General features: G+C 44.8%; 22 protein-coding genes and 1 tRNA gene. 6 read left to right on the plus strand and 17 right to left on the minus strand.

What is annotated here, in order from left to right; translation table 11 throughout:
- Window positions 1-11 precede the first annotated feature (11 nt).
- The 14 genes from NJD71_RS00795 to NJD71_RS00860 all read right to left on the minus strand — a co-directional run bounded on the left by NJD71_RS00795 (window position 12) and on the right by NJD71_RS00860 (window position 8,193).
- Window positions 12-542 (minus strand): phage tail protein I, encoded by a 531-nt coding sequence (locus NJD71_RS00795; protein WP_319050027.1) that lies wholly within the window; start codon window positions 540-542, stop codon window positions 12-14.
- Complete coding sequence (locus NJD71_RS00800; RefSeq protein ID WP_319050028.1) at window positions 535-1,425, minus strand: baseplate assembly protein; 891 nt, start codon at window positions 1,423-1,425, stop codon at window positions 535-537. Before NJD71_RS00800 ends, NJD71_RS00795 begins: the two co-directional genes overlap by 8 nt.
- Window positions 1,422-1,811 carry a GPW/gp25 family protein gene (locus tag NJD71_RS00805; RefSeq protein ID WP_319050029.1) on the minus strand — a complete coding sequence of 130 codons (390 nt, stop codon included), beginning with the start codon at window positions 1,809-1,811 and terminating at the stop codon, window positions 1,422-1,424. The genes NJD71_RS00800 and NJD71_RS00805 overlap by 4 nt, the downstream gene beginning before the upstream one ends.
- On the minus strand, window positions 1,804-2,412 hold the full coding sequence (locus tag NJD71_RS00810) for a phage baseplate assembly protein V (protein ID WP_319050030.1): 609 nt from the start codon (window positions 2,410-2,412) through the stop codon (window positions 1,804-1,806). The genes NJD71_RS00805 and NJD71_RS00810 overlap by 8 nt, the downstream gene beginning before the upstream one ends.
- 84 nt (window positions 2,413-2,496) lie before the next feature.
- Window positions 2,497-2,940, minus strand: coding sequence for a phage virion morphogenesis protein (locus tag NJD71_RS00815; protein ID WP_319050031.1), 444 nt, complete (start codon window positions 2,938-2,940; stop codon window positions 2,497-2,499).
- A 2-nt stretch (window positions 2,941-2,942) separates the two neighbouring features.
- A complete protein-coding gene (locus NJD71_RS00820) occupies window positions 2,943-3,374 on the minus strand; it encodes a phage tail protein (protein ID WP_319050032.1) in 432 nt (143 codons plus the stop codon).
- On the minus strand, window positions 3,371-3,997 hold the full coding sequence (locus tag NJD71_RS00825) for an N-acetylmuramidase family protein (protein WP_319050033.1): 627 nt from the start codon (window positions 3,995-3,997) through the stop codon (window positions 3,371-3,373). The genes NJD71_RS00820 and NJD71_RS00825 overlap by 4 nt, the downstream gene beginning before the upstream one ends.
- The gene (locus tag NJD71_RS00830; RefSeq protein ID WP_075106257.1) at window positions 3,994-4,305 is read right to left on the minus strand and encodes a hypothetical protein; all 312 of its coding nucleotides are present in this window, start codon (window positions 4,303-4,305) and stop codon (window positions 3,994-3,996) included. Before NJD71_RS00830 ends, NJD71_RS00825 begins: the two co-directional genes overlap by 4 nt.
- Window positions 4,292-4,699: a hypothetical protein gene (locus tag NJD71_RS00835; protein WP_319050034.1), complete on the minus strand. Its 408-nt coding sequence runs from the start codon at window positions 4,697-4,699 to the stop codon at window positions 4,292-4,294. The genes NJD71_RS00830 and NJD71_RS00835 overlap by 14 nt, the downstream gene beginning before the upstream one ends.
- Window positions 4,690-4,896 (minus strand): tail protein X, encoded by a 207-nt coding sequence (locus NJD71_RS00840; RefSeq protein WP_093071408.1) that lies wholly within the window; start codon window positions 4,894-4,896, stop codon window positions 4,690-4,692. The genes NJD71_RS00835 and NJD71_RS00840 overlap by 10 nt, the downstream gene beginning before the upstream one ends.
- Complete coding sequence (locus NJD71_RS00845) at window positions 4,896-5,348, minus strand: head completion/stabilization protein (RefSeq protein ID WP_290176985.1); 453 nt, start codon at window positions 5,346-5,348, stop codon at window positions 4,896-4,898. The genes NJD71_RS00840 and NJD71_RS00845 overlap by 1 nt, the downstream gene beginning before the upstream one ends.
- A 106-nt stretch (window positions 5,349-5,454) precedes the next feature.
- Window positions 5,455-6,225, minus strand: a complete 771-nt coding sequence (gene gpM, locus NJD71_RS00850; protein ID WP_319050035.1) for a phage terminase small subunit — start codon at window positions 6,223-6,225, stop codon at window positions 5,455-5,457.
- Window positions 6,226-6,282: 57 nt separating this feature from the next.
- Complete coding sequence (locus tag NJD71_RS00855) at window positions 6,283-7,302, minus strand: phage major capsid protein, P2 family (protein ID WP_319050036.1); 1,020 nt, start codon at window positions 7,300-7,302, stop codon at window positions 6,283-6,285.
- 54 nt (window positions 7,303-7,356) lie between these two features.
- Window positions 7,357-8,193, minus strand: a complete 837-nt coding sequence (locus tag NJD71_RS00860) for a GPO family capsid scaffolding protein (RefSeq protein WP_319050037.1) — start codon at window positions 8,191-8,193, stop codon at window positions 7,357-7,359.
- 181 nt (window positions 8,194-8,374) lie between these two features.
- Here NJD71_RS00860 and NJD71_RS00865 point away from each other — a divergent pair, with 181 nt between their 5' ends.
- Both NJD71_RS00865 and NJD71_RS00870 read left to right on the plus strand, forming a co-directional pair.
- Window positions 8,375-10,159 carry a terminase large subunit domain-containing protein gene (locus NJD71_RS00865; protein WP_319050038.1) on the plus strand — a complete coding sequence of 595 codons (1,785 nt, stop codon included), beginning with the start codon at window positions 8,375-8,377 and terminating at the stop codon, window positions 10,157-10,159.
- A complete protein-coding gene (locus NJD71_RS00870; RefSeq protein WP_319050039.1) occupies window positions 10,159-11,172 on the plus strand; it encodes a phage portal protein in 1,014 nt (337 codons plus the stop codon). Before NJD71_RS00865 ends, NJD71_RS00870 begins: the two co-directional genes overlap by 1 nt.
- Before the next feature lie 407 nt (window positions 11,173-11,579).
- Here NJD71_RS00870 and NJD71_RS00875 read toward each other — a convergent pair.
- The 3 genes from NJD71_RS00875 to NJD71_RS00885 form a co-directional block, all read right to left on the minus strand.
- Window positions 11,580-11,664: transfer RNA gene (locus NJD71_RS00875), tRNA-Leu, on the minus strand.
- Window positions 11,665-11,883: 219 nt separating this feature from the next.
- Window positions 11,884-13,650: a sigma 54-interacting transcriptional regulator gene (locus NJD71_RS00880; protein WP_319050040.1), complete on the minus strand. Its 1,767-nt coding sequence runs from the start codon at window positions 13,648-13,650 to the stop codon at window positions 11,884-11,886.
- An 82-nt stretch (window positions 13,651-13,732) separates the two neighbouring features.
- The gene (locus tag NJD71_RS00885; protein ID WP_319050041.1) at window positions 13,733-15,094 is read right to left on the minus strand and encodes a two-component system sensor histidine kinase NtrB; all 1,362 of its coding nucleotides are present in this window, start codon (window positions 15,092-15,094) and stop codon (window positions 13,733-13,735) included.
- 134 nt (window positions 15,095-15,228) lie between these two features.
- Here NJD71_RS00885 and rimO point away from each other — a divergent pair, with 134 nt between their 5' ends.
- From rimO to uppS, 4 genes are all read left to right on the plus strand, one after another.
- Window positions 15,229-16,824 carry a 30S ribosomal protein S12 methylthiotransferase RimO gene (gene rimO, locus NJD71_RS00890; protein ID WP_319050042.1) on the plus strand — a complete coding sequence of 532 codons (1,596 nt, stop codon included), beginning with the start codon at window positions 15,229-15,231 and terminating at the stop codon, window positions 16,822-16,824.
- Between the two features lie 172 nt (window positions 16,825-16,996).
- Entirely contained in the window at window positions 16,997-17,722 is a 726-nt protein-coding gene (gene pyrH, locus NJD71_RS00895; protein WP_319050043.1) for a UMP kinase, read from the plus strand.
- 98 nt (window positions 17,723-17,820) lie between these two features.
- Entirely contained in the window at window positions 17,821-18,375 is a 555-nt protein-coding gene (gene frr, locus NJD71_RS00900; protein WP_319050044.1) for a ribosome recycling factor, read from the plus strand.
- A 305-nt stretch (window positions 18,376-18,680) separates the two neighbouring features.
- A complete protein-coding gene (gene uppS, locus NJD71_RS00905) occupies window positions 18,681-19,439 on the plus strand; it encodes a polyprenyl diphosphate synthase (protein ID WP_319050045.1) in 759 nt (252 codons plus the stop codon).
- The last annotated feature ends 127 nt before the right edge of the window (window positions 19,440-19,566 follow it).

Genomic DNA, 19,566 nt, shown 5'->3' on the forward strand with positions numbered 1-19,566 from the left:
TAAATAGTTACCTAAGCGTTTGGAGTTGATAGATAAGTGACATTGCCAGTCCGACAAGCGCCGGCAACATAAAATTGCGAGCCATTCACGACACTGGCATCAATAGAGAACTGATCACGGGCAGATTTAACACTGTCTAGCGCGGTATAGATCTCTTGTTGCTGCTGGACGCTCACACGACCGCTCGTAATTTTTACAGTAAAGGTATAAGGCGTGCCTTTTGGATATAGCTCATGCCATGCAAGCAAACTATGACCTATGCCTAGGTTTTGCATTGCTTGCGTCAGTGTGTTTTTAGTACCGCGCTGCGCGTTAAAAGCCCGTGCACCTTTTACTACGTCACGCTTTTTTGCTTCTGGCCATTGACCGTCCCAATACTCGACGCGGCGTGACCAAGCAAGCCACGGTAAAAAAGCTTCAGGGCATCTATCAGCATCGATCAAACGAGCAAAGGTAACAGGTAACGCATCAATGCGCTGCGTCTGGTAATCCAATGCTTGTTCGAGCTTGGTGCTGTTTTTTGGTAGTAGCGCATTAGACATCACGGTACTCCACAGCACTGATCGTCACGTCGATACAGTTGGCATATTTGCCATCTGGCAAACTGATATCAGCAGTAGGTTGTAAGAGGCTGACACGTTGGACACCCGCTTGATGTAATGCGTGATATAAACCAGATAACGTAACGTCATAACCTAAGTAGCGGACTTGCTCGATATATGTATCCAGCTGTGCACGGGCTGCAGCAATTACCACGTCTTTATCTGGGCCCGGATAGAGTGTCAGCTCCGCTTGTAGGCTCCAATTCTCTGGCTGACCAGCAGCTATACGCACGCTATCGGTAAAAGGCCGGCGCTCATCCGTATCAACGGCCAGTCTCACTTGTTCACGTAGTGCATCGCTAGCGATAGCATCATTATGGCTTTGAACATAGACAGTCACGCGACCAGGGGAGGCGGTAACGACACTTGCATCACGAACATCGCCATCAGCAGACAGTGCCCAAAATAAATAAGCGCCTTTACTACCTGCAGAGGCTCGTTCAGGCTCTAACTGGACACGGCGACGTAAGGCCGTATCAGATTCCATGACATCAGGGATCGGAGGGACAGCATTAGGATTGCCAGGCTTAACTAATAGACGAGTCACACCAACACCAGCGGCAAGATGATCAAGCGTTGTGCCAGTGGTATAAGCAAGCAGCATTGACTTGGCTGTCTGGTTGATATGATTGGTCTTAGACATCAAACGATAAGCAAACAGCTCAAGGATCTTGGTCAATGGCTCGCTTTCAAGCGTCAATGCAGCGGCAAGCTGTGGATCTTTGGCTGTCAATTCAGCTTTAAGGTCGGCAAGCTCTGCTTCAAAGTCTAAAGGCGTTAAAATGTCAGGGGCAGGTAGTCCAGATAGGTCGATACGGCTCATAGCGCACCGCCTAATGACAGATAAGTACGTTCAATCTTTTTGCTAATCACATAACGATATTCAATCATCAAACTGGCCACGCCTTGTGAGGTATTGTCGTCAGTCATCAGTTCAATGCGAGTTGGTGTGACACGAGTTTCCCAGCGCATGAGCGCATGAATGACGGAGGCACGAAGCTGCATAATGAAATAGGCATTAATAGGTGCGTCAATTAAGAACGGTAGCAATGAGCCGTAATCGCGGCGCATGACACGACTACCGATAGGCGTCATCAATATATCGCGGACGCTTTGTAAGATATGGTTGGTTTGGTCAATACGCTGACCAGTACTGCGTGACATGCCTTTGACATTGATCACAGTGACGTTGTTATCTTGATTAAGCATTAACGCCCCCAGTAGTGTCTGAGCCAGACTTAACGTTTTTATGACCGTGGTCTAAATACGGTTGGTCATTAATAATTAATTTTCCGTTTTGATTGATGGTTTGACCGTTTACGGTATAAGACTGGCAACCAATAGAATAGGACTCGCAATTAACATCAAAGTTATTACAATCAAAACTGACATCGCGAGCAGATATTTGCACGCGGTTGGAAATAAGCGTAGTAGTAGAATCATCAGGTAAAGTAACCCCTAGGTTATGTGTCGCGTGGTTATAGATGAAGGTTGCGCCATCATCACAATGAATCTCAAACGTATCAGCATTGGCAGACGGCATTGGCTGATCATCATAATCAAACGAAGTTGTCACAAGGCCTGTCGACAGCTCACCAGTCTCGCTAATAACTAAGACTTGCTCACCAACACACGGTGGATTCCAAATTTTGACCTTGCCGATGCGAGCTGCTGAAAACTTTAGCCAGTCGGTCTCTAACCCATCTATCTGCACCCGGCAACGAGCATTAGCATGATCAACGTCTGTGACAATGCCTCGATTGATAAAACTTTGGAGCCGGCGCTCGTTTTCGATAGGGGATGTATTCATGACGTTATCGTCACTCATTGCGATTTTTGATACAAAACAAAAAAGCGTGGATTGAGCAAATACACGCAAAAAATAGCAAGGAGCCTAGTCAGTGGCTAGCGACTCGCGTAGCACTCGAATAATGATATGTCTGTCAGCGCGAGAGATACCGACCAGCTCACGTTTGGGGTAGGGGAATTTCTTAGAACTATCAGGACGGACAGTACTGCGTTGGCCCTCGTGATGGATGCGTGCGATCTTAGCGGCGCTACCTTTGAAACCAATTTGGGCATAGCGGCTGGTTGCGTTAAATTTAAGATGACGCGCCTTGGTCAGCTCGCGAAACATGGGGTTGTTAGAAGCTTTCAGTGGATCTACAAAATCGCTACCATCAGGATCAGTTTGTGCGCGGATACGCTCTCGATTGACCGCTCGCATTTCCATAGCTAGGGTGCGATTGACTTTTTTTAACTGCTTATTATCTAGCTGACTCGCTATTGCGGTCGCCCATTCAGGTAATGCAGTGGCTAGCTCAGTTAAATCGCTCATGATTATAGGTTTGGATTATGTAAAGGTTTTGGCGGGTGTAGAATTGGACGTGGACAAGCATTGAACACGTAATGCCCACTATCATCAGTAGATACCTGGACAATCTCTTCAACTTTAATAGTAAAGACTACAGTGGTTGTGTAATTGCTCAATATATAGGATTCAAATTCAATCGGTGATGGCCCAGATGGTGGAACTGGATCTTGATTCTCTTGATACCATGCCAAAATAGCGACAATGACTAAATTGGCGTCAATGCTCTCGGGGAACTCATCAACCTCGACTAGCAACTGATAGTGTTGACGGTGGCTCAATGATTGACCAGTCCATTTCAGTGAGCCCTTTTCTACGCTAATAATTAACCGGTCAGGGTTCTGGGCAAAGAACTCGACTTTATCAGTTAAAAATCGGCGTAGGCTGTCATCAAATATCATGCGGCAAGCTCTTTATCCCAGTATTTTTTGCGATCGCGCATTTTAGTATCGTACTGGTTCTTTTTATAACCAGGCCCATTGTATACTTCAGCGAATAGTGCCCAATCACCAGTGCGAATGGCATTTAATAAACGAGGATCAGTTTCTATAAATCTGACAAAAGCTTCTAACTGTTCAGGCTCACCTTTGGACAGCGTTAGCACAAAATCAACAGCTGACTTATAGCCCAGTCGTTCCCAGTGAAAGCCCATAATCTGAAACATGCCCCAACTTGCTGACTCTAAGCCTAGGTCTTTATCAATGCGACGCGCTTTCTTTAGACGGTCGTGCTCAGCAGTACCACCACTATAACCACCAGTACGAGTATTGACCACATCGGGGCTAGTACGAACATGATCAAGCGCTTTGTCACGGCCAAATTTTTTGTCTAGCAATCGATACATAATATGGCGCTCAAACAATATTTTAATACGCCATTTTTTGTCATCTTTATCGAATAAGAACCCAGCGCCGCGTGACTCTACGTCACTAACAGAACGTATAGAAGACTCATCACAACGTAAACGGCGAGCAGCGACTTTATAATCACAGTCAATCAGTGTCATCGGTTGGGTAGTGCTCATACAAGATTATCCTTTTTTGATTGATTGATAGCGCTAATGAATACGCCATAACGCGCCCAAAAGGCTCGTAATTTAAAATAAGTAGTAGCGGTTGCAGCAGCAGCAAGCATACGGAATATTGGTAGGGCCCACACACCGTCCCGACCAGTGGTCTCATCAAATGCCAAGCCGACACAGCTCAGCGCGAAAAATAAAATAGTGAGCGTAACCAGTGAGCCAAGCTCGCGATGATATTTAATGATTGTCATAGCACAAACGATGGCAATGACAATGATAGATAAAGTCGATAACGTCTCAAGAATGATCATGATTGTCTGCCTCGTTGGCTGGTTTATCTTTGAATAAAAAAGGGAAAAAGTGACGCAAAGCAGCCATTAGAAGGGGCCGTACATTGTCATTCACGAAGTCATAAAATGTGACAAACAATTCTCGTCCGACCATGCCATAAATGACCGCATAGCCAGTGGCATAGTTGCCACCTGTTAATAATTTTGCAGTAATTTCTGATAGCATCACTGCAAGCAATACACCCGCAGTCGCATTTTGAGATCGCATCCAAAATGGCTCAGCGCGGATCAACAATAGACGGATGCAAGCACCACCAGCAGCGGCCCATATAACAGGCAAAGTAATCAACAACCATTGCAGATGGTTACTCATAACATCATCGATCGTTAATACCTGAATTTGAGTTACGTCCATAATTGAATGACCTGCTTTTGTGTACGTTCGGGCGCGTCTGGCAATTGGATATCAACGCCGGTAGGCAATACAAGATCGTAACCAACCAGATGCGGATTGAGATCCATAACTTGTTCAGTAACACCGCCAGTGAAGCTGAAATAGCGTAAGCAGATCAAATCTACTGTGTCGCCTTGCAATGTCGATACAACACGCATCAGATAAGCTCAATGGTTGAATGCGGCTCATCTTTGATATCAGCAATTGCATTGCGTGCATTGCGATAGCACGTATCGATTTGCGGTGTGAGCTCTTTAGTACGAGCAGTAGCATCTTTGCCTGTGTCATAGTCACGATAATGTTCAGTCAGTTGTGCCTTTGCTAAGTTATAGACGGCCTTTTTGAAGCTAAAACACTTGTCTGTATCATTAGTCAGGTCGTAATCTTCTAAAGTAAGAGAGCCGTGCTGGTGTAGCGCATTGGCCGTCCAAGCTTTTAACTCACGACAGACGCTATTTGCAGAATCAGTCAACGCATATTTCATTCGCGCTGGTGTTACTGTGCCGTCAAGCTTCATTGCGTCAGCAAAGTCTTTGACAGAAATATCAGGCATAAATGCAGGAGTAATTACTATGTTATCTACGACTGGATTGACAGCGCTAAAACCCATAACAACTCCAAGTATTGATAAGAAAAATAAAATAGGTTGAGGCGGTGGTCATATCGGTCATATGCAGTATCAACTGAATGCGTCAATGAGCCGCCTCGGCTCGCGGCTACGAGTTGTTTTCGTCCGATTGCTCAGACAAATTTGGTTCTGGTACCGCTTTTTCTTCTTCCGGTACCGCTTTTTCTTTAACTGGTCCTGGTACCAATTCTGACTCTGGTACCGCTTTTTCTTTAAGCTGTTTCTCAAGGCGTTTGATAGAGCCTTTTACACCACTATTTTCGTCAAATTTCAGCGCATTTTGAAAGTTATCTAATGCAAATACTGGATTGACAGCCTCAGTCAATTCACCGACTTGGCGTGATAGCTTTGCGCGTACCTGGTCAGGCATATCAGCATCAGCGGTGATATTGGATGCGCGTAGTACTTGAGCGATTTGCTCATCATCAATTTCATTGCTGGTTGCTAATTTCTTAGCAGTATCAGCAATTTCTTCAGCGACGACAGTAGCGAGCGTACGTTGATGTGCATCTGGCATTTTCAAATCATGCTTCATCGCGTATTCAGCGATATCAAGCGCACGCCAAAAACGGCCAATATCGATATGCCATAACATCAAGGTCGTCAAGAGATTATCTTGATCACCTTTACCGGCTGACAAAGTTGCATTGATCCATTCATCGTAATGACCAACCAATTCACGCTTCAGCTCAATTTTGGCTTGGATAGATTGCTTAGACTTTAACGCCTGCTTATCTTCACGCAATTTTAGTTGCAACATGCGATAGGCTTGATTAGGTCCCGCAGTGATATTGGTTACTTCTTTTTGTGATAGAGCCTTCTGGCGGTGTCGAGCCGCTGGGGTTGTTTTATCTGTCATGATTTCATCCTTCATTGAGTCTTTTGGCTACATTAGATTGCGAAACTGCTGTACTGGTTAGACCAGTACAACGTTTTCGATTAAGCAACCGGCTTTGTAGTCTTCAACAACATAAGCTTCGTTGTCTGACTCGTAGAATGCGACACGATCATACTCAGGCTCATCTTTATGATGGCGACGGCGGCTTTCATCTTGATAGTAGATAGACAAGTTGTCTAATGGAGTAATCAGGATGGCATCAGCTGGGAAGTTCGGAGGGGTAGACTCAATTTGCACGCCACCGACTTTATCTAACATTAATAGGCTGTTTACTGCGATGACTTCGCTTGGCGTGTTGTTGTCGTTGACCATATTAAAGTCACGCGAATCATGCAGGTCTCGACCTAAAATGACACGTAACGCACTGTCATCACGGACGATAGGATCAATCAACTGATTACGGCAATCTTTGACTAGGGCATCGAGGTTTTTGTAGTGTTCGGCATCCGCACCAACAGAAACTTGACCTGTACCGACTTCTGATTCAGTCATGACTGATTCAGGTGCTTTGGTACGCCATTTCTCTAACCAGCCAATATTCACATCTTGCAATAGTGGGTTTGCTTCGATATCAGTATCGGCGGCGACTTCGGTGCCATTAAAGCCAATCGTAATGCGATCAAGACCTTGCTGCTTGACGACTGCATCGCGGATTTTCTCTTGGAACTCAGGGACACGGGCCCAAGCGTCAAGCTTGCTATAGTTGATTGCTGTGTCAAAGTTAGTTTGTTCACAGACGTAAGTATAAATAAGACCAACTTCGCCAACGTTTTTAGGGTCGCGGCGTTTGCCACTTTTAGTATTGGTACGGCTTGCGATACCACCGCTGATACCTAGACCAAGTGCCTCACCTTTTTGATCAGTTACAGGGATGATATTAATCTTTTTCAAGAACTCGCTAGATTCTTGGATTCGCACTTCAACTTTTTGTTGGACTGATGGCACGACAGTATATTGATCAGTCGCATTGGGTACACCGTTCAGCTGTGCTTGATTTGCCAAATAGCCATTAAACTGTTGACGGGTAATAGTTTTCATATAGTGATGTCCTAATGTGTGTAGTAGTCAGTTAAGTATTGCTATTAGGGAGTATTAGCAGTCAGATTTGACGTAATCAGATGAGCCGGTTGCAGCTGGACGCTGGGTGTAATTGTCTTCAGGCGTATTATCAAGATTGTCTTGCACGCTCTTCAAAGACGTTTCGACTTCGTTTTGCTTTTCAGCAAAATCAGATACCGTCGTGTTCAAATGCCCAACAGAGGCGTTGATCGTGTCAATAGAACTTGCCATTGTTTGCATAACATCTTGGAAGCTTTTGATGGTTGCCGGCAGTTCAGCAAAAGCTTGTGCGGTGGCCAGCTCTTTATCTTTGTCTGTTTTAGGTGTGACAGGGGCGGCAAACATCTCTTTGACAGTTGCAAAGACTGATTTTGGCTCTTCTTTATATTCCCAAGCGCTTTCGGCTGTGGAAATGTAGGTGTCAGGGTTTTGTTTGCGAGCAGATAAAGGGCTGTCGTCGGGGTTCTGTTGGCAAAACTTCATATAGCTGGTGCCAAGTGAGGCAGGACTATCGGTACAAGCTAAACCAACCATATAAGCTTCTTTGGTATCAGCAAATTCTGGATAGAACTCAATAGAGAAATAAACCTTTTGCTTCGACTTGGCGAGCGCGATCAGTTCAGGCGTTGGATCAACTTCTGCCAATAGATATAAATGATCATCAACTTCTTCAGTCGATAGCGATATCACATCGCCATAACAGCGAAAGTCAGAGTTTGGGAACATTGCACGGTAATGTTCTAAATTCACCCGTGCGCCGTATACTTCTGGATTATAGCCAGCGGCCATTTGAGTAATGTGGTCACGAGTTATTTCACGGCCGTCTGTAGTTTGGCCAGCTCGTGCAACTCGAAAAGTCTTGGTAGTCATAGACGGTCCATGATGTAAATAATGAGAGTTTAGGGGTCATAATTTCAAAGCTTTACTTTGACCTATTGCGATATGCAAAAACAAAACAAAAAAGCGTGGATTGAGCAAATACACGCAAAACAAGCATGATATAGAGAGGCTGATAAACCAAAGTAGCGTCATACCCTTATGAGCTGCGTTAATGTCTGCCCTTATCACCCTACCGACTGGCGAAAATCCAAAAACTGTTGCCCGTGGTCTCTATTGGCAAGGTTGGAGTATCAGCGCGATTAGCGAGATGGTCAGTACGCCGCGCACGACCGTAGATGGATGGAAAAAATCAGACGGCTGGGATGAGGCAAAGCCTCTAGATCGAGTAGAGTCCACGCTCGAAGCGCGTATGGTTCAGCTGATTAACAAGGACGATAAGACTGGTAAAGACTTCAAAGAGATTGATCTGCTTGGTCGTCAAGTAGAGAGGATAGCCAAGATCCATAAATATAAAGAGTCTGGCAAGCAATCTGACCTTAATCCCAATCTATCTAATCGTGGTCGCAAAGCAGGACAGAAAAACCCATCCAACGTCATTCAGATAGACGACATCGATAAATTCAAAGATTCATTCAGAGATTGCTTGTTTGATTATCAAAAAGTCTGGTATAGCGCAGGTCTGACCAACCGTATCCGTAACCTATTAAAGTCACGCCAAATTGGCGCAACTTGGTACTTTGCGCGTGAAGCTTTTCTTGATGCCATTGAGACTGGCCGTAATCAAATATTTTTATCCGCATCCAAGGCTCAGGCGCGAGTATTCCGCGAATATATCATTGCATGGGCGATGGAAACTGCAGGGATAGAACTGACCGGTGATCCGATCACGTTAAATATAGAAGGGCCCGAAAAAGACTACAGCGCGACCTTATATTTCTTAGGCACCAATAGCCGCACTGCGCAGTCGTATCACGGCAACGTCTACATGGATGAATACTTCTGGATTCATAAGTTTATTGAATTTAGGAAAGTTGCATCAGGTATGGCTATGCACAAAAAATGGCGTCAGACATACATATCGACACCATCATCCAAGCAACATCAAGCATATAAGTTTTGGACTGGTCAACTGTATAACCGTGGCCGTAAAGGTGACGATCGCATCGAAATAGATGTGACGCCGCATAATCTGAAGAATGGCAAAGTCTGCGGTGACAAGCAGTGGCGTCAAATCGTCAACGTATATGACGCGATGAAAGGTGGATGTGATTTATTTGATATTGATGATTTACGCATGGAGTACAGCGAGGACGAGTTTAATAACTTGCTGATGTGTGAATTTATCGACGATACATTATCAGCATTTAGCGTTTCTGAGTTGCAATCATGCATGGTCGATACGTTAGAGATATGGGATGACTGGAAGCCTTACACGCCAAGGCCACTTGGTAATCAGCCAGTATGGCTTGGCTATGACCCGTCATTGAGCCGTGACAGCGCGGGACTTGTGATATTAGCAGCACCAACCACACCAAATGGCATGATACGCGGCATAGAGCGTTTGCAGTTTAAAAACCCAGACTTTGAAGCACAGGCGAACGTCATCAGAGAGATGACAGAGAAATATAACGTTGAATATATAGCGATTGATGTGACCGGTCTTGGCATTGGTGTTTATCAGTCAGTGATTAAGTTCTACCCGCAAGCCGTCAAACTACACTATAGCCCAGAGCTCAAACAGCAGTTTGTTCTGAAGACTAAAGACGTTATCAAGAAAGGTCGTCTATCTTTTGATCATGAGTGGACTGATGTAGTAGGGGCTTTCACATCGATTCATAAAACAATTACCAATAGCGAAAGGGCAGTGACTTATAAAGCCGATCGCAATGAAGATACTGGTCATGCTGACTTAGCGTGGGCACTTATGCATGCACTACATAGAGAACCTTTGGCAATTGCTCAAGGTGATGACGAATCAGCACTGGAGATATATTAATGAATGAAACCGAAAACCTTGATGCAGTAGATATGCCTGGTATGGAGGCTTTCACGTTTGGCGATCCGATACCAGTCATGGAGCAGTGGCAAAGTCTGTACTGGGGTGAGTGTCACAATCATCAACTATGGTATGCGCCGCCGTACGATCCAGATGCTTTGTCTAAGACAATGAGAGCATCGCCACATCATAGTAGTGCTATCTTTGTTAAGCGTAATATCTTGGCCAGTACTTTTATACCGCATCCTTTACTATCACATCGCGATTTCAGTAAGCTTGCACTAGATCATTTGACGTTTGGCAACGCATACGTTGAGCGAGTACAGTCACGATCCAAAAAAACTATGAAGCTAAACGTACCATTAGGTAAGTACATGCGTGTGGGTACTGATGGCGAAAGCTACTACTTTGCCACGCATAGCTGGGCCGAACCCCATAAGTACAAAGCAGAGAATATCTGCCATATTATAGAGCCTGATGTTAATCAAGAAGTGTATGGTGCACCTGAATATCTGTCCGCATTGAATGCAGCCTGGCTTGATGAGTCAGCGACGTTATTCAGACGTAAGTATTATTTGAATGGTAGTCATGCGGGGTACATCTTATACATCAATGATCCAGCAACAAACAAAGAAGACATCGATGCAATCCGTAAAGCTTTGAAAGACAGCAAAGGTCCTGGTAACTTTCGTAACCTATTCATGTATTCGCCCAACGGTAAAAAGGATGGAATCCAAATCTTACCGATCAGTGAAGTCAGTGCCAATGATGACTTCTTTAAAATCAAAGAAGCGAGTCGAATAGATATTGCAGCTGCTCATCGAGTACCACCTCAACTGATGGGGGCGTCACCAACCAATGCGGCGGGCTTTGGTGATCTAATCAAAGCAGCCAGAGTTTTCGCAGTCAATGAACTCATGCCTTTACAACAGACCATGCTACAAATTAACGATTGGCTAGGTGAAGAAGTCATCAGATTCAAAGACTACTCGCTACTCAAAGATGAAGATTAAATAACCAGTTTTAAGATCAATATATCCGCTCTAAATCGAGCGGATTTTTTTGGCTTTCAAAAAACGCAATCGAAGCCCCGCCTCGCCCACGATAAAAAAACATGGTTTTCGACGACCATGACGATCCTGGCGGTGGCTTTAGCGTAACTAGGGGCAGGGCAGATAATTAGATGTTTTAAATGACGAGATATGACGAATATTTATACTCAATCCCACGCTAAAATATATGGGATGTAGAAGTTAAGGCGCTGTACGCGAATAAACACAAGGTTTGCGGGTGATAGGTCAGTTCTGTGCAATCCCACGGTCTATCCCATCGTGGGATTAGACTCAAATTGCAGACATAAAAAAACCTGCTCGAAAGCAGGTCTAGTATAGGTTTGAGAACTTTTATCACTATCCGAAAATGGTGGGGCTGGAGAGACTCGAACTCTCACACCTTGCGGCGCCAGAACCTAAATCTGGTGCGTCTACCAATTCCGCCACAGCCCCATTTTCCGTTACTCTATCATCAAAAGCGATTAAATTCAAACGCTATCTAGACAGTTAACTGATTCGGTAGTGCGTCTCAGTGGTTGGCTATTATATAGAGTTTGAATTTTTGGTCAACCCCTATTTGCAATTATTTTTAACTATTTCGCAATTATTTTTCGTTATTTCTGTAAATATCTGATTTTAATAGCATTTAAATTTAGCGTCTTTAACCCTCAATTAATCTTTGGAAGGTACTCTTGGTGCAGAGATATCTAGTTGCTGTAATTTACGGGTTAGGGTATTGCGCCCCCAGCCGAGCAAACTTGCCGCCTCTATCTTTTTACCGCCACTATGATTGAGTGCTGCCGTCAATAAGACCCGTTCGAACTCAGGCGTTGCGGTTTGTAAAATATCAGTCTCGCCTGTGTTGAGAGATTGCTCGGCCCAAATAGCAAGTACTTGCTGCCAACTTGGATTTACAAGAGCGTGACTGGCTTTGATGCTTGGAGCGTCTTGAGCATTATTTATGGCAGCGTCACTGTCTTGCAATTGAGGCGTGTGAGTCACTTCTTGTGGTGATAGACCATGCTCCTGATACAGCTCTGCGTCTGCTGGGATATTTTCGAGCAGCTCAGGTGGTAAGTCTGCAGCCGTCACGGTATCACCAGTCGCCATTACTGTGAGCCATAAGCAGACGTTTTCAAGTTGACGGACATTACCTCGCCAGTCAAAGGCTTGCATGATCTGTACGGCAGCAGGATGTAAATGCTTGGCGGCCGTGTTCATCTGCTCAGCGGCAGACTGCATAAAGTGAGCCGCTAATGCTGGAATATCTTCGGGACGTTTGCGCAGTGGTGGTAGTGGTAAACGAATGACATTGAGTCGATAAAATAAGTCTTCACGAAATCGATTTTGGGTGACCAGCTCTTCTAAGTTTTGGTGAGTAGCCGCGATGATGCGTACATCGACTTGGATCGGCTGCTGTCCACCAACGCGGTAAAACTCACCATTGGCCAGTACGCGCAGTAAGCGCGTTTGAGTGCTAAAAGGCATGTCACCAATTTCATCCAAAAACAAAGTCCCACCATCAGCCTGCTCAAAGCGACCTTGCCGGGTTGTCGTTGCACCAGTAAATGCGCCTTTTTCATGACCAAATAACTCAGATTCAATCAAATCATGAGGTATCGCTGCCATGTTAAGTGCGATAAAAGGCTGCTGCTTACGCGGTGAGTGTTGGTGCAGGGCGCTGGCGACCAATTCTTTACCTGTGCCAGACTCTCCTGTGATCAATACAGAGATAGGGGACTGTGCCAATCGACCAATGGCGCGAAACACCGTTTGCATGGCCTGTGACTGACCCACTATGCCGCTAGGATTACCATTGTTTCTTGGATCAGGGATCACTTCAGCGTCATTTTTAGCGTTTTTGGTAGGTGAGCTGGTTGCTATAGGTTGTACATCACTCTCAGAGGTATCAGTGGTGGAGAGCTGACTGTCAGGTTCGCTTGGATAGTCAGCTGCGGCCATGTTTGGTTGGTAGTTGATGGCTTTATAGATAGTGGCAACGGCATCATCTAAATCAAAAGGCTTGGGCAAGTATTCAAAGGCACCTGTCTGATAGCTATTGATAGCAGAAGTGAGGTCTGAATGTGCTGTCATAATGACAATCGGCATATCAGGGAAATGCTGATGTACCCAGTCGCTAAATGACAGACCATCCATCATTGGCATACGAATATCAGTTAATATGACATCTGGTAGCTGAGCGTCTGATTCTGGTTGTTTTAACGAATCGTTGAGACGAGTCCATGCTGCTTGCGCTTGGGTAAAACTGATTACCGTCAGTCCTGCATCTTCAAACGTATCCGCCAAAACCATACGCAGTGCAGCATCATCATCGATCAACCATAGCGTAGCAGGGTGGTCGCTTGGGGTATTATTCACGGTTACTATTGGGGATTTGGCATCGCTTTTAGGTTTGTGGTTATCATTATATTCGGTCATGTATCGGGCCTAATGAGCAATTGTTATTGTTGGTTTGGGATTGAGCGTCTTATAATTTAGCAGTTTTAGAGCATAATGTGTTCTACGTTTCAGCGATAGGCTGGGTAAAGGGCAGATATAGAGTAAAACGTGTTTGATTGTCACTGGCTTCTTTTGTAGAACTCACATCAATCATACCATGGTGGTGGCTGATGATATCTTGCACGATGGATAGCCCAAGACCAGTGCCTGCAGCACGGCTAGTCACCATCGGGAAAAATATCTGTCCAATGAGTGCAGGATCAATGCCTGAACCATTATCGGTAATGGTGATTTGCAAGACTTGCTTGTGCTGCTGTCCTATAATGGTGTGCTGAAAGGCAACGCGAGTCTGAATGTGCAGAGTTGGCTGATAGCCAATGCTTCTATTGGCTTGCACGTCAGCGGATGATGCGTCTTTAGAGTCAGAAAGCTTATTCTGTTGCAGCGTTTGCTCAAACTCAGTCATAGATTCACAAGCATTATTGATAATGTTCAAAAATACCTGAATCAACTGATCTTTATCAGCGCATAACTCAGGCAATGACAAATCATAATCGCGCTGTATAGCTATTTTTGGATACTGGCTGACGACTAAAGTCAGCACATGCTCTAGGGGTTCATGGACATTCAGTGTCTGCCAGTTTGGTAGTTGGTTGGAGCCAAGCAACTGCCCAATCAGATGTGTCAAGCGATCGGTCTCTGAGATGATGATATCAGTATAGTTGCGCAGTTTTTGATTCATTTTTTGCAAATCATTGTTTGTATCAGGGCTGATACTCGATGAGGTATTGCTAGCGGTAGCATCCTTGTTGGTGGTCGTGACATCACTGAATTTGATAAATTGTCGCTGCAATAATTGCGCGGCACCGCGGATACCTGCGAGTGGGTTTTTGATCTCGTGAGCGACTGACCGCAGCATATGACGGGCAACGGCATATTGTTGCTGCTGTCGCTGCTCCTCTGATATACGGCTTTGACGATCTTTACCCCACATCTCAATGATGAAGTATGACTGCTGCTCATAGATCACAGGCGTCACGCTATAGTCAACAGAGAGTAGTAGGTTGCCATTTAATGGCGTCTTGATGAGGTGATCATGGTCAATAAACGGTTGCTGGTAATCTTGCGCTTGACTAAAACGCTCTCTTAAAGAGCAGATAGGCTCGTCCAGATGCCCATTCTCACTACTGTCGCTATTATCCAAAGTGGCGCTTTCCTTGGGTTTTAATTCTTCAGGTGCCAATAGCGTTAAGATAGACTGATTGATTAACCTTCCACTGCTAATAGCCAGCAATTGCTCTGCTTGTGCATTTAAACGTGTAATCGATAACTGGTCATTAACCCATAAAATAGCAGTAAATAGATGCTGTGATACAAATGCTAAATCAGGTGTGGTTTTGGTAGTGATAAAATCAGCGGTCATGGATGTTACCCAAAAAATAGGATGTTTGATTGAATATTTAACCACAAATCAAGACTATAGAGCGGCAAAACTGGTGATTTTTGCAAAAAAAACGTACAATGCGCTCAGCCAATTTATCTCTAGCAAGGTCAGCCATGTCCAAAACTTCTACCGAGTCAGTGAATACGACAACGACAATCCCTACGTCAGCCGTAAAAGATACTGCCACCGTCTTTAATCCTGCCAAGCCAGCTGTGGCAAAAGAGCAGAGCCAGACAGATAGCAGCCAAGCTAATACTAGCCAACCTTATCATCATAAAGCCAACCACAATCAAAACCGCAGCATTGTCCAAAGTAGCCATGCCACTTCAGCCTCGACAGCGAATGCCACGGCTACGATGCCAGTCAGCGCTGCACCAAAGATTGGGTTTGTGTCACTAGGGTGCCCAAAAGCCTTAGTAGATAGTGAGCGTATCATTACTGAGCTGAGCCGTGATGGCTATCAAGTTGCCAGCGACTACGATGGTGCTGATCTGGTCGTGGTCAATACCTGCGGCTTTATTGAATCAGCGGTTCAAGAGTCACTTGACGCGATTGGCGAGGCCATTAGCAAAAATGGCAAGGTGATTGTTACAGGTTGTCTGGGTAAAGAGGCGGACAAGATCCGTGAGATGCACCCTGCTGTACTCGCAGTGACGGGCGCGCATGCTTATGATGAAGTAATTACGGCAGTTGCACAGCATGTGCCAAGACCAAATCGCAGCTTGGACGCCAACTACGATCCAAAAATAAACCTGATTGATGAGGCGGGTATCAAACTCACCCCAAGTCATTACGCCTATCTAAAGATATCAGAAGGCTGTAATCATCGCTGTACGTTCTGTATTATTCCAAGTCTACGTGGTGATTTGGCATCGCGTCCGATTGACAATGTCATGAATGAAGCCATGGCGCTCAAAAAGGCGGGCGTGAAAGAGCTGCTTATTATCTCGCAAGACACTTCAGCCTATGGTCTTGATCTAAAGTATAAAACCAGTTTTTGGAATGGCATGCCGCTCAAGTCTAAATTTTATGACATGTGCCAAGCATTGAATGATTTAGGGATTTGGGTACGCTTACATTATGTCTATCCGTATCCACACGTAGACAAAGTCGTCGAACTTATGGGCGAAAAGAAACTGTTGCCTTATCTGGATATTCCGTTTCAGCATGCCAGCCATCGTATCCTAAAAGCGATGAAACGTCCTGCGCACAGCGAAAACACCTTAGCGCGTATCAAAGCATGGCGTGATATCTGTCCTGATATTGTGATTCGTTCGACCTTCGTGGTTGGTTTCCCTGGTGAGACCGAAGAAGACTTTCAGTGCTTGCTTGATTGGTTAGTAGAGGCGCGCCTAGATCGCGTAGGTGCCTTTACGTATTCAGAAGTCGAAGGCGCAGTTGCCAATGATTTGCCAGATCACGTGCCTGAAGATATTAAGCAGTCTCGCTATGAGCGCTTGATGGCGCTGCAACAAGATATCTCAGCACAAAAACTGCAAGAAAAAGTAGGTAAAACCTTAATGGTATTGGTCGATGAGATTGATAGTGATGAGAATATTGCTATTTGCCGCAGCTATGCGGATGCCCCTGAGATCGACGGTCACGTCTATGTCGATGAGATCAATGCTCAAGTCAAAGTTGGGCAGTTCTTAACGGTAACGATTGATGATGCTAGTGAGTACGATCTATTTGCCAGTTATCAAGGTTAGGCGTTTGACAAGATATACGAGTGAAAATTGCCCAATGGCGGGCAGTTTTTGCTACAATTAGCGCAATTTAGCCTGTTTAATACGCTTGTCTTTAAGTGCAGCGTTGCGACTAAACTTGATTTGTGTTTTACCCATAATTTTCTTTATAATTTCATGATAATAAGGTGACCTCATGTCTGACAAAAACCCGCGTTACGCTCGTATCTTGCTAAAACTCTCTGGCGAAGCCTTGGCTGGTAGCAAAGACATGGGTATTGATACCGAAGTGCTTGATAAAATGAGCCTGTCTATTGCTCACTTGCGCGGATTAGGGGTTCAGGTCGGTATCGTGGTCGGCGGTGGTAACTTATATCGCGGTGCACAGTTACAAAAAGAAGGGTTGGTTGGCCGTGTGACTGGTGATCAAATGGGTATGCTAGCGACCGTTATGAATGGTCTGGCGATGCGCGATGCTCTTGAGCGTCGTAATATCAAAACGCGTCTGATGTCAGCATTGCCAATTGGTGAGGTTACCGAAAGTTATAGCAGTCGTAATGCGATTCGTTATCTCAAAAACGGTGAAGTCTGTATCTTCGTTGCAGGGACGGGCAATCCATTCTTTACGACTGATACAGCAGCATGCCTGCGCGGTATCGAGATCGAAGCGGGCTTGATCCTAAAAGCAACTAAGGTTGATGGGGTTTATGACAAAGACCCAAGCCTACACGCTGATGCCAAAAAATACGACGGTCTCACTTTTGATGAAGTGCTAGAGCAAAAACTTGGCGTGATGGATTTAACGGCTATTGCACTGTGCCGTGAGCATAATGTACCGCTACAAGTCTTTGACATGACCAAACCCAATGCCCTGTTGAACGTCATCATGGGCGAAAACGAAGGGACACGCGTTTTTCATTAATTGATGTGGCACTGAACGCAGAGTTTAGCAAGCAGCTTATAATTAACACCCTGATAGTAAATAAAAAATTTGTCGATAGCGATAAATAAGGACACATAATGATTAAAGAGATTAAGCAAGACGGCGAATCACGCATGCAAAAAACACTAGAAGCGCTTGAGAGCACTTTTAGTAAAGTCCGTACTGGACGTGCCCATCCAGGCATGTTGTCAGGTGTCATGGTCAGCTACTACGGTTCTGATACACCGCTAAACCAAGTTGCAAGCGTCAACGTTGAAGACTCACGCACCTTACTGGTTCAGCCGTTTGACCGTACCATGGTTCAAGCAGTAGATAAGGCTATTCGTGAAGCGGACTTGGGTCTAAACCCAATGACTGCTGATGTGATTCGTGTGCCAATGCCAGCATTGACAGAAGACACTCGCCGCGACATGCAAAAACTTGCACGCGGAGAAGCGGAGAGCAGCCGTGTGTCTATCCGTAATATCCGCCGTGATATGATGAATGACATCAAAGATTTGGCAAAAGAAAAAGAAATCTCAGAAGATGACGAGCGCCGCGCCAATGATGATATTCAAAAAATCACTGACAAATATATCGAAACTATCGATAGTCGCTTAAGCAAAAAAGAAAGCGACCTGATGGAAGTCTGATATTGATACACTTGCTATTTATAGCAATGCTCAATTCAATCGACTATTTATAATGTGACAGCCAATACGTGATAACTATTGGCTGTTTATTCTTGGATATATCGATATGCATTTATTGATCTATCCATAACTTTGTAGTGTTTGCCCACAACATGGCAGACTATAGATTAGATGGTTTAGTTTACAATCTATTAAGGGATTTTATCTCTCAATGACGATAAGTTTGTGAATTATTTACATGACGCTTTTTAATCGCTGCTGCACACGTTATCATTGTTTCACCTTAATAATAAGCAAGTTTGCCTATGTCCTCTCCAGCCGCTATTGCACCTACTGTTCTTCCTCATCATATCGCTATCATTATGGATGGCAATAATCGCTACGGTAAAGCCAATAAATTGGGTAAGGGCCAAGGTCATATCGCTGGTAAAAATGCGCTAGATCCTTTGGTTGAGTATTGTGTCGATGTTGGTATCGAAGTGCTGACCGTATTTGCGTTTTCTAGTGAAAATTGGCAACGTCCACCTAGTGAGGTGGCACTATTGATGCAACTATTGGCATCGACCATCAATGAGCAAATGCCGCGTATGCATAAATACCGCATTCGTTTGCGTTTCATTGGTGATCGCAGTCAGCTTAGTGAAGAGCTGCAAGCATTAATGCTAGATGCTGAGCAAAAGACCGCGAACTTTGAGGCCATGACGTTAGTGATTGCCATCAGTTATGGTGGACAGTGGGATATTGCCCACGCTGCAAAACAACTGGCACATCAGGTGCAGTCAGGTGATCTCAATCCTGAAGATATCAACGCTGAGAGGCTTGGTGAGCAGGTACAACTGGCCGACGTACCAGCAGTAGATATGCTGGTGCGTACAGGCGGTGACTACCGGATATCTAATTTCTTGTTGTGGCAAGCGGCCTACGCCGAGTTGTTTTTTACGCCAACTTTATGGCCAGATTTTGTCCCACAAGAAATTGCTTCGATGATTGCCGAGTTTGCACAGCGTCAACGCCGCTTTGGCAAAACTAGCGAGCAGGTTGTGACAGAGCAGCAAAGCCACTGAAGTGTTTGTCGTCATAAAAATTCAATTAGTACCCTATAAGTGGTCAATATCGCTTGCTTGTAAAATGATAAACCGCTTTAATTAGTGTCACTGCTGTTATTGGGCGATAATCGACTAGCAATTACAA

This window comes from Psychrobacter sp. PP-21, assembly GCF_033790785.1.
Taxonomy (GTDB): domain Bacteria; phylum Pseudomonadota; class Gammaproteobacteria; order Pseudomonadales; family Moraxellaceae; genus Psychrobacter.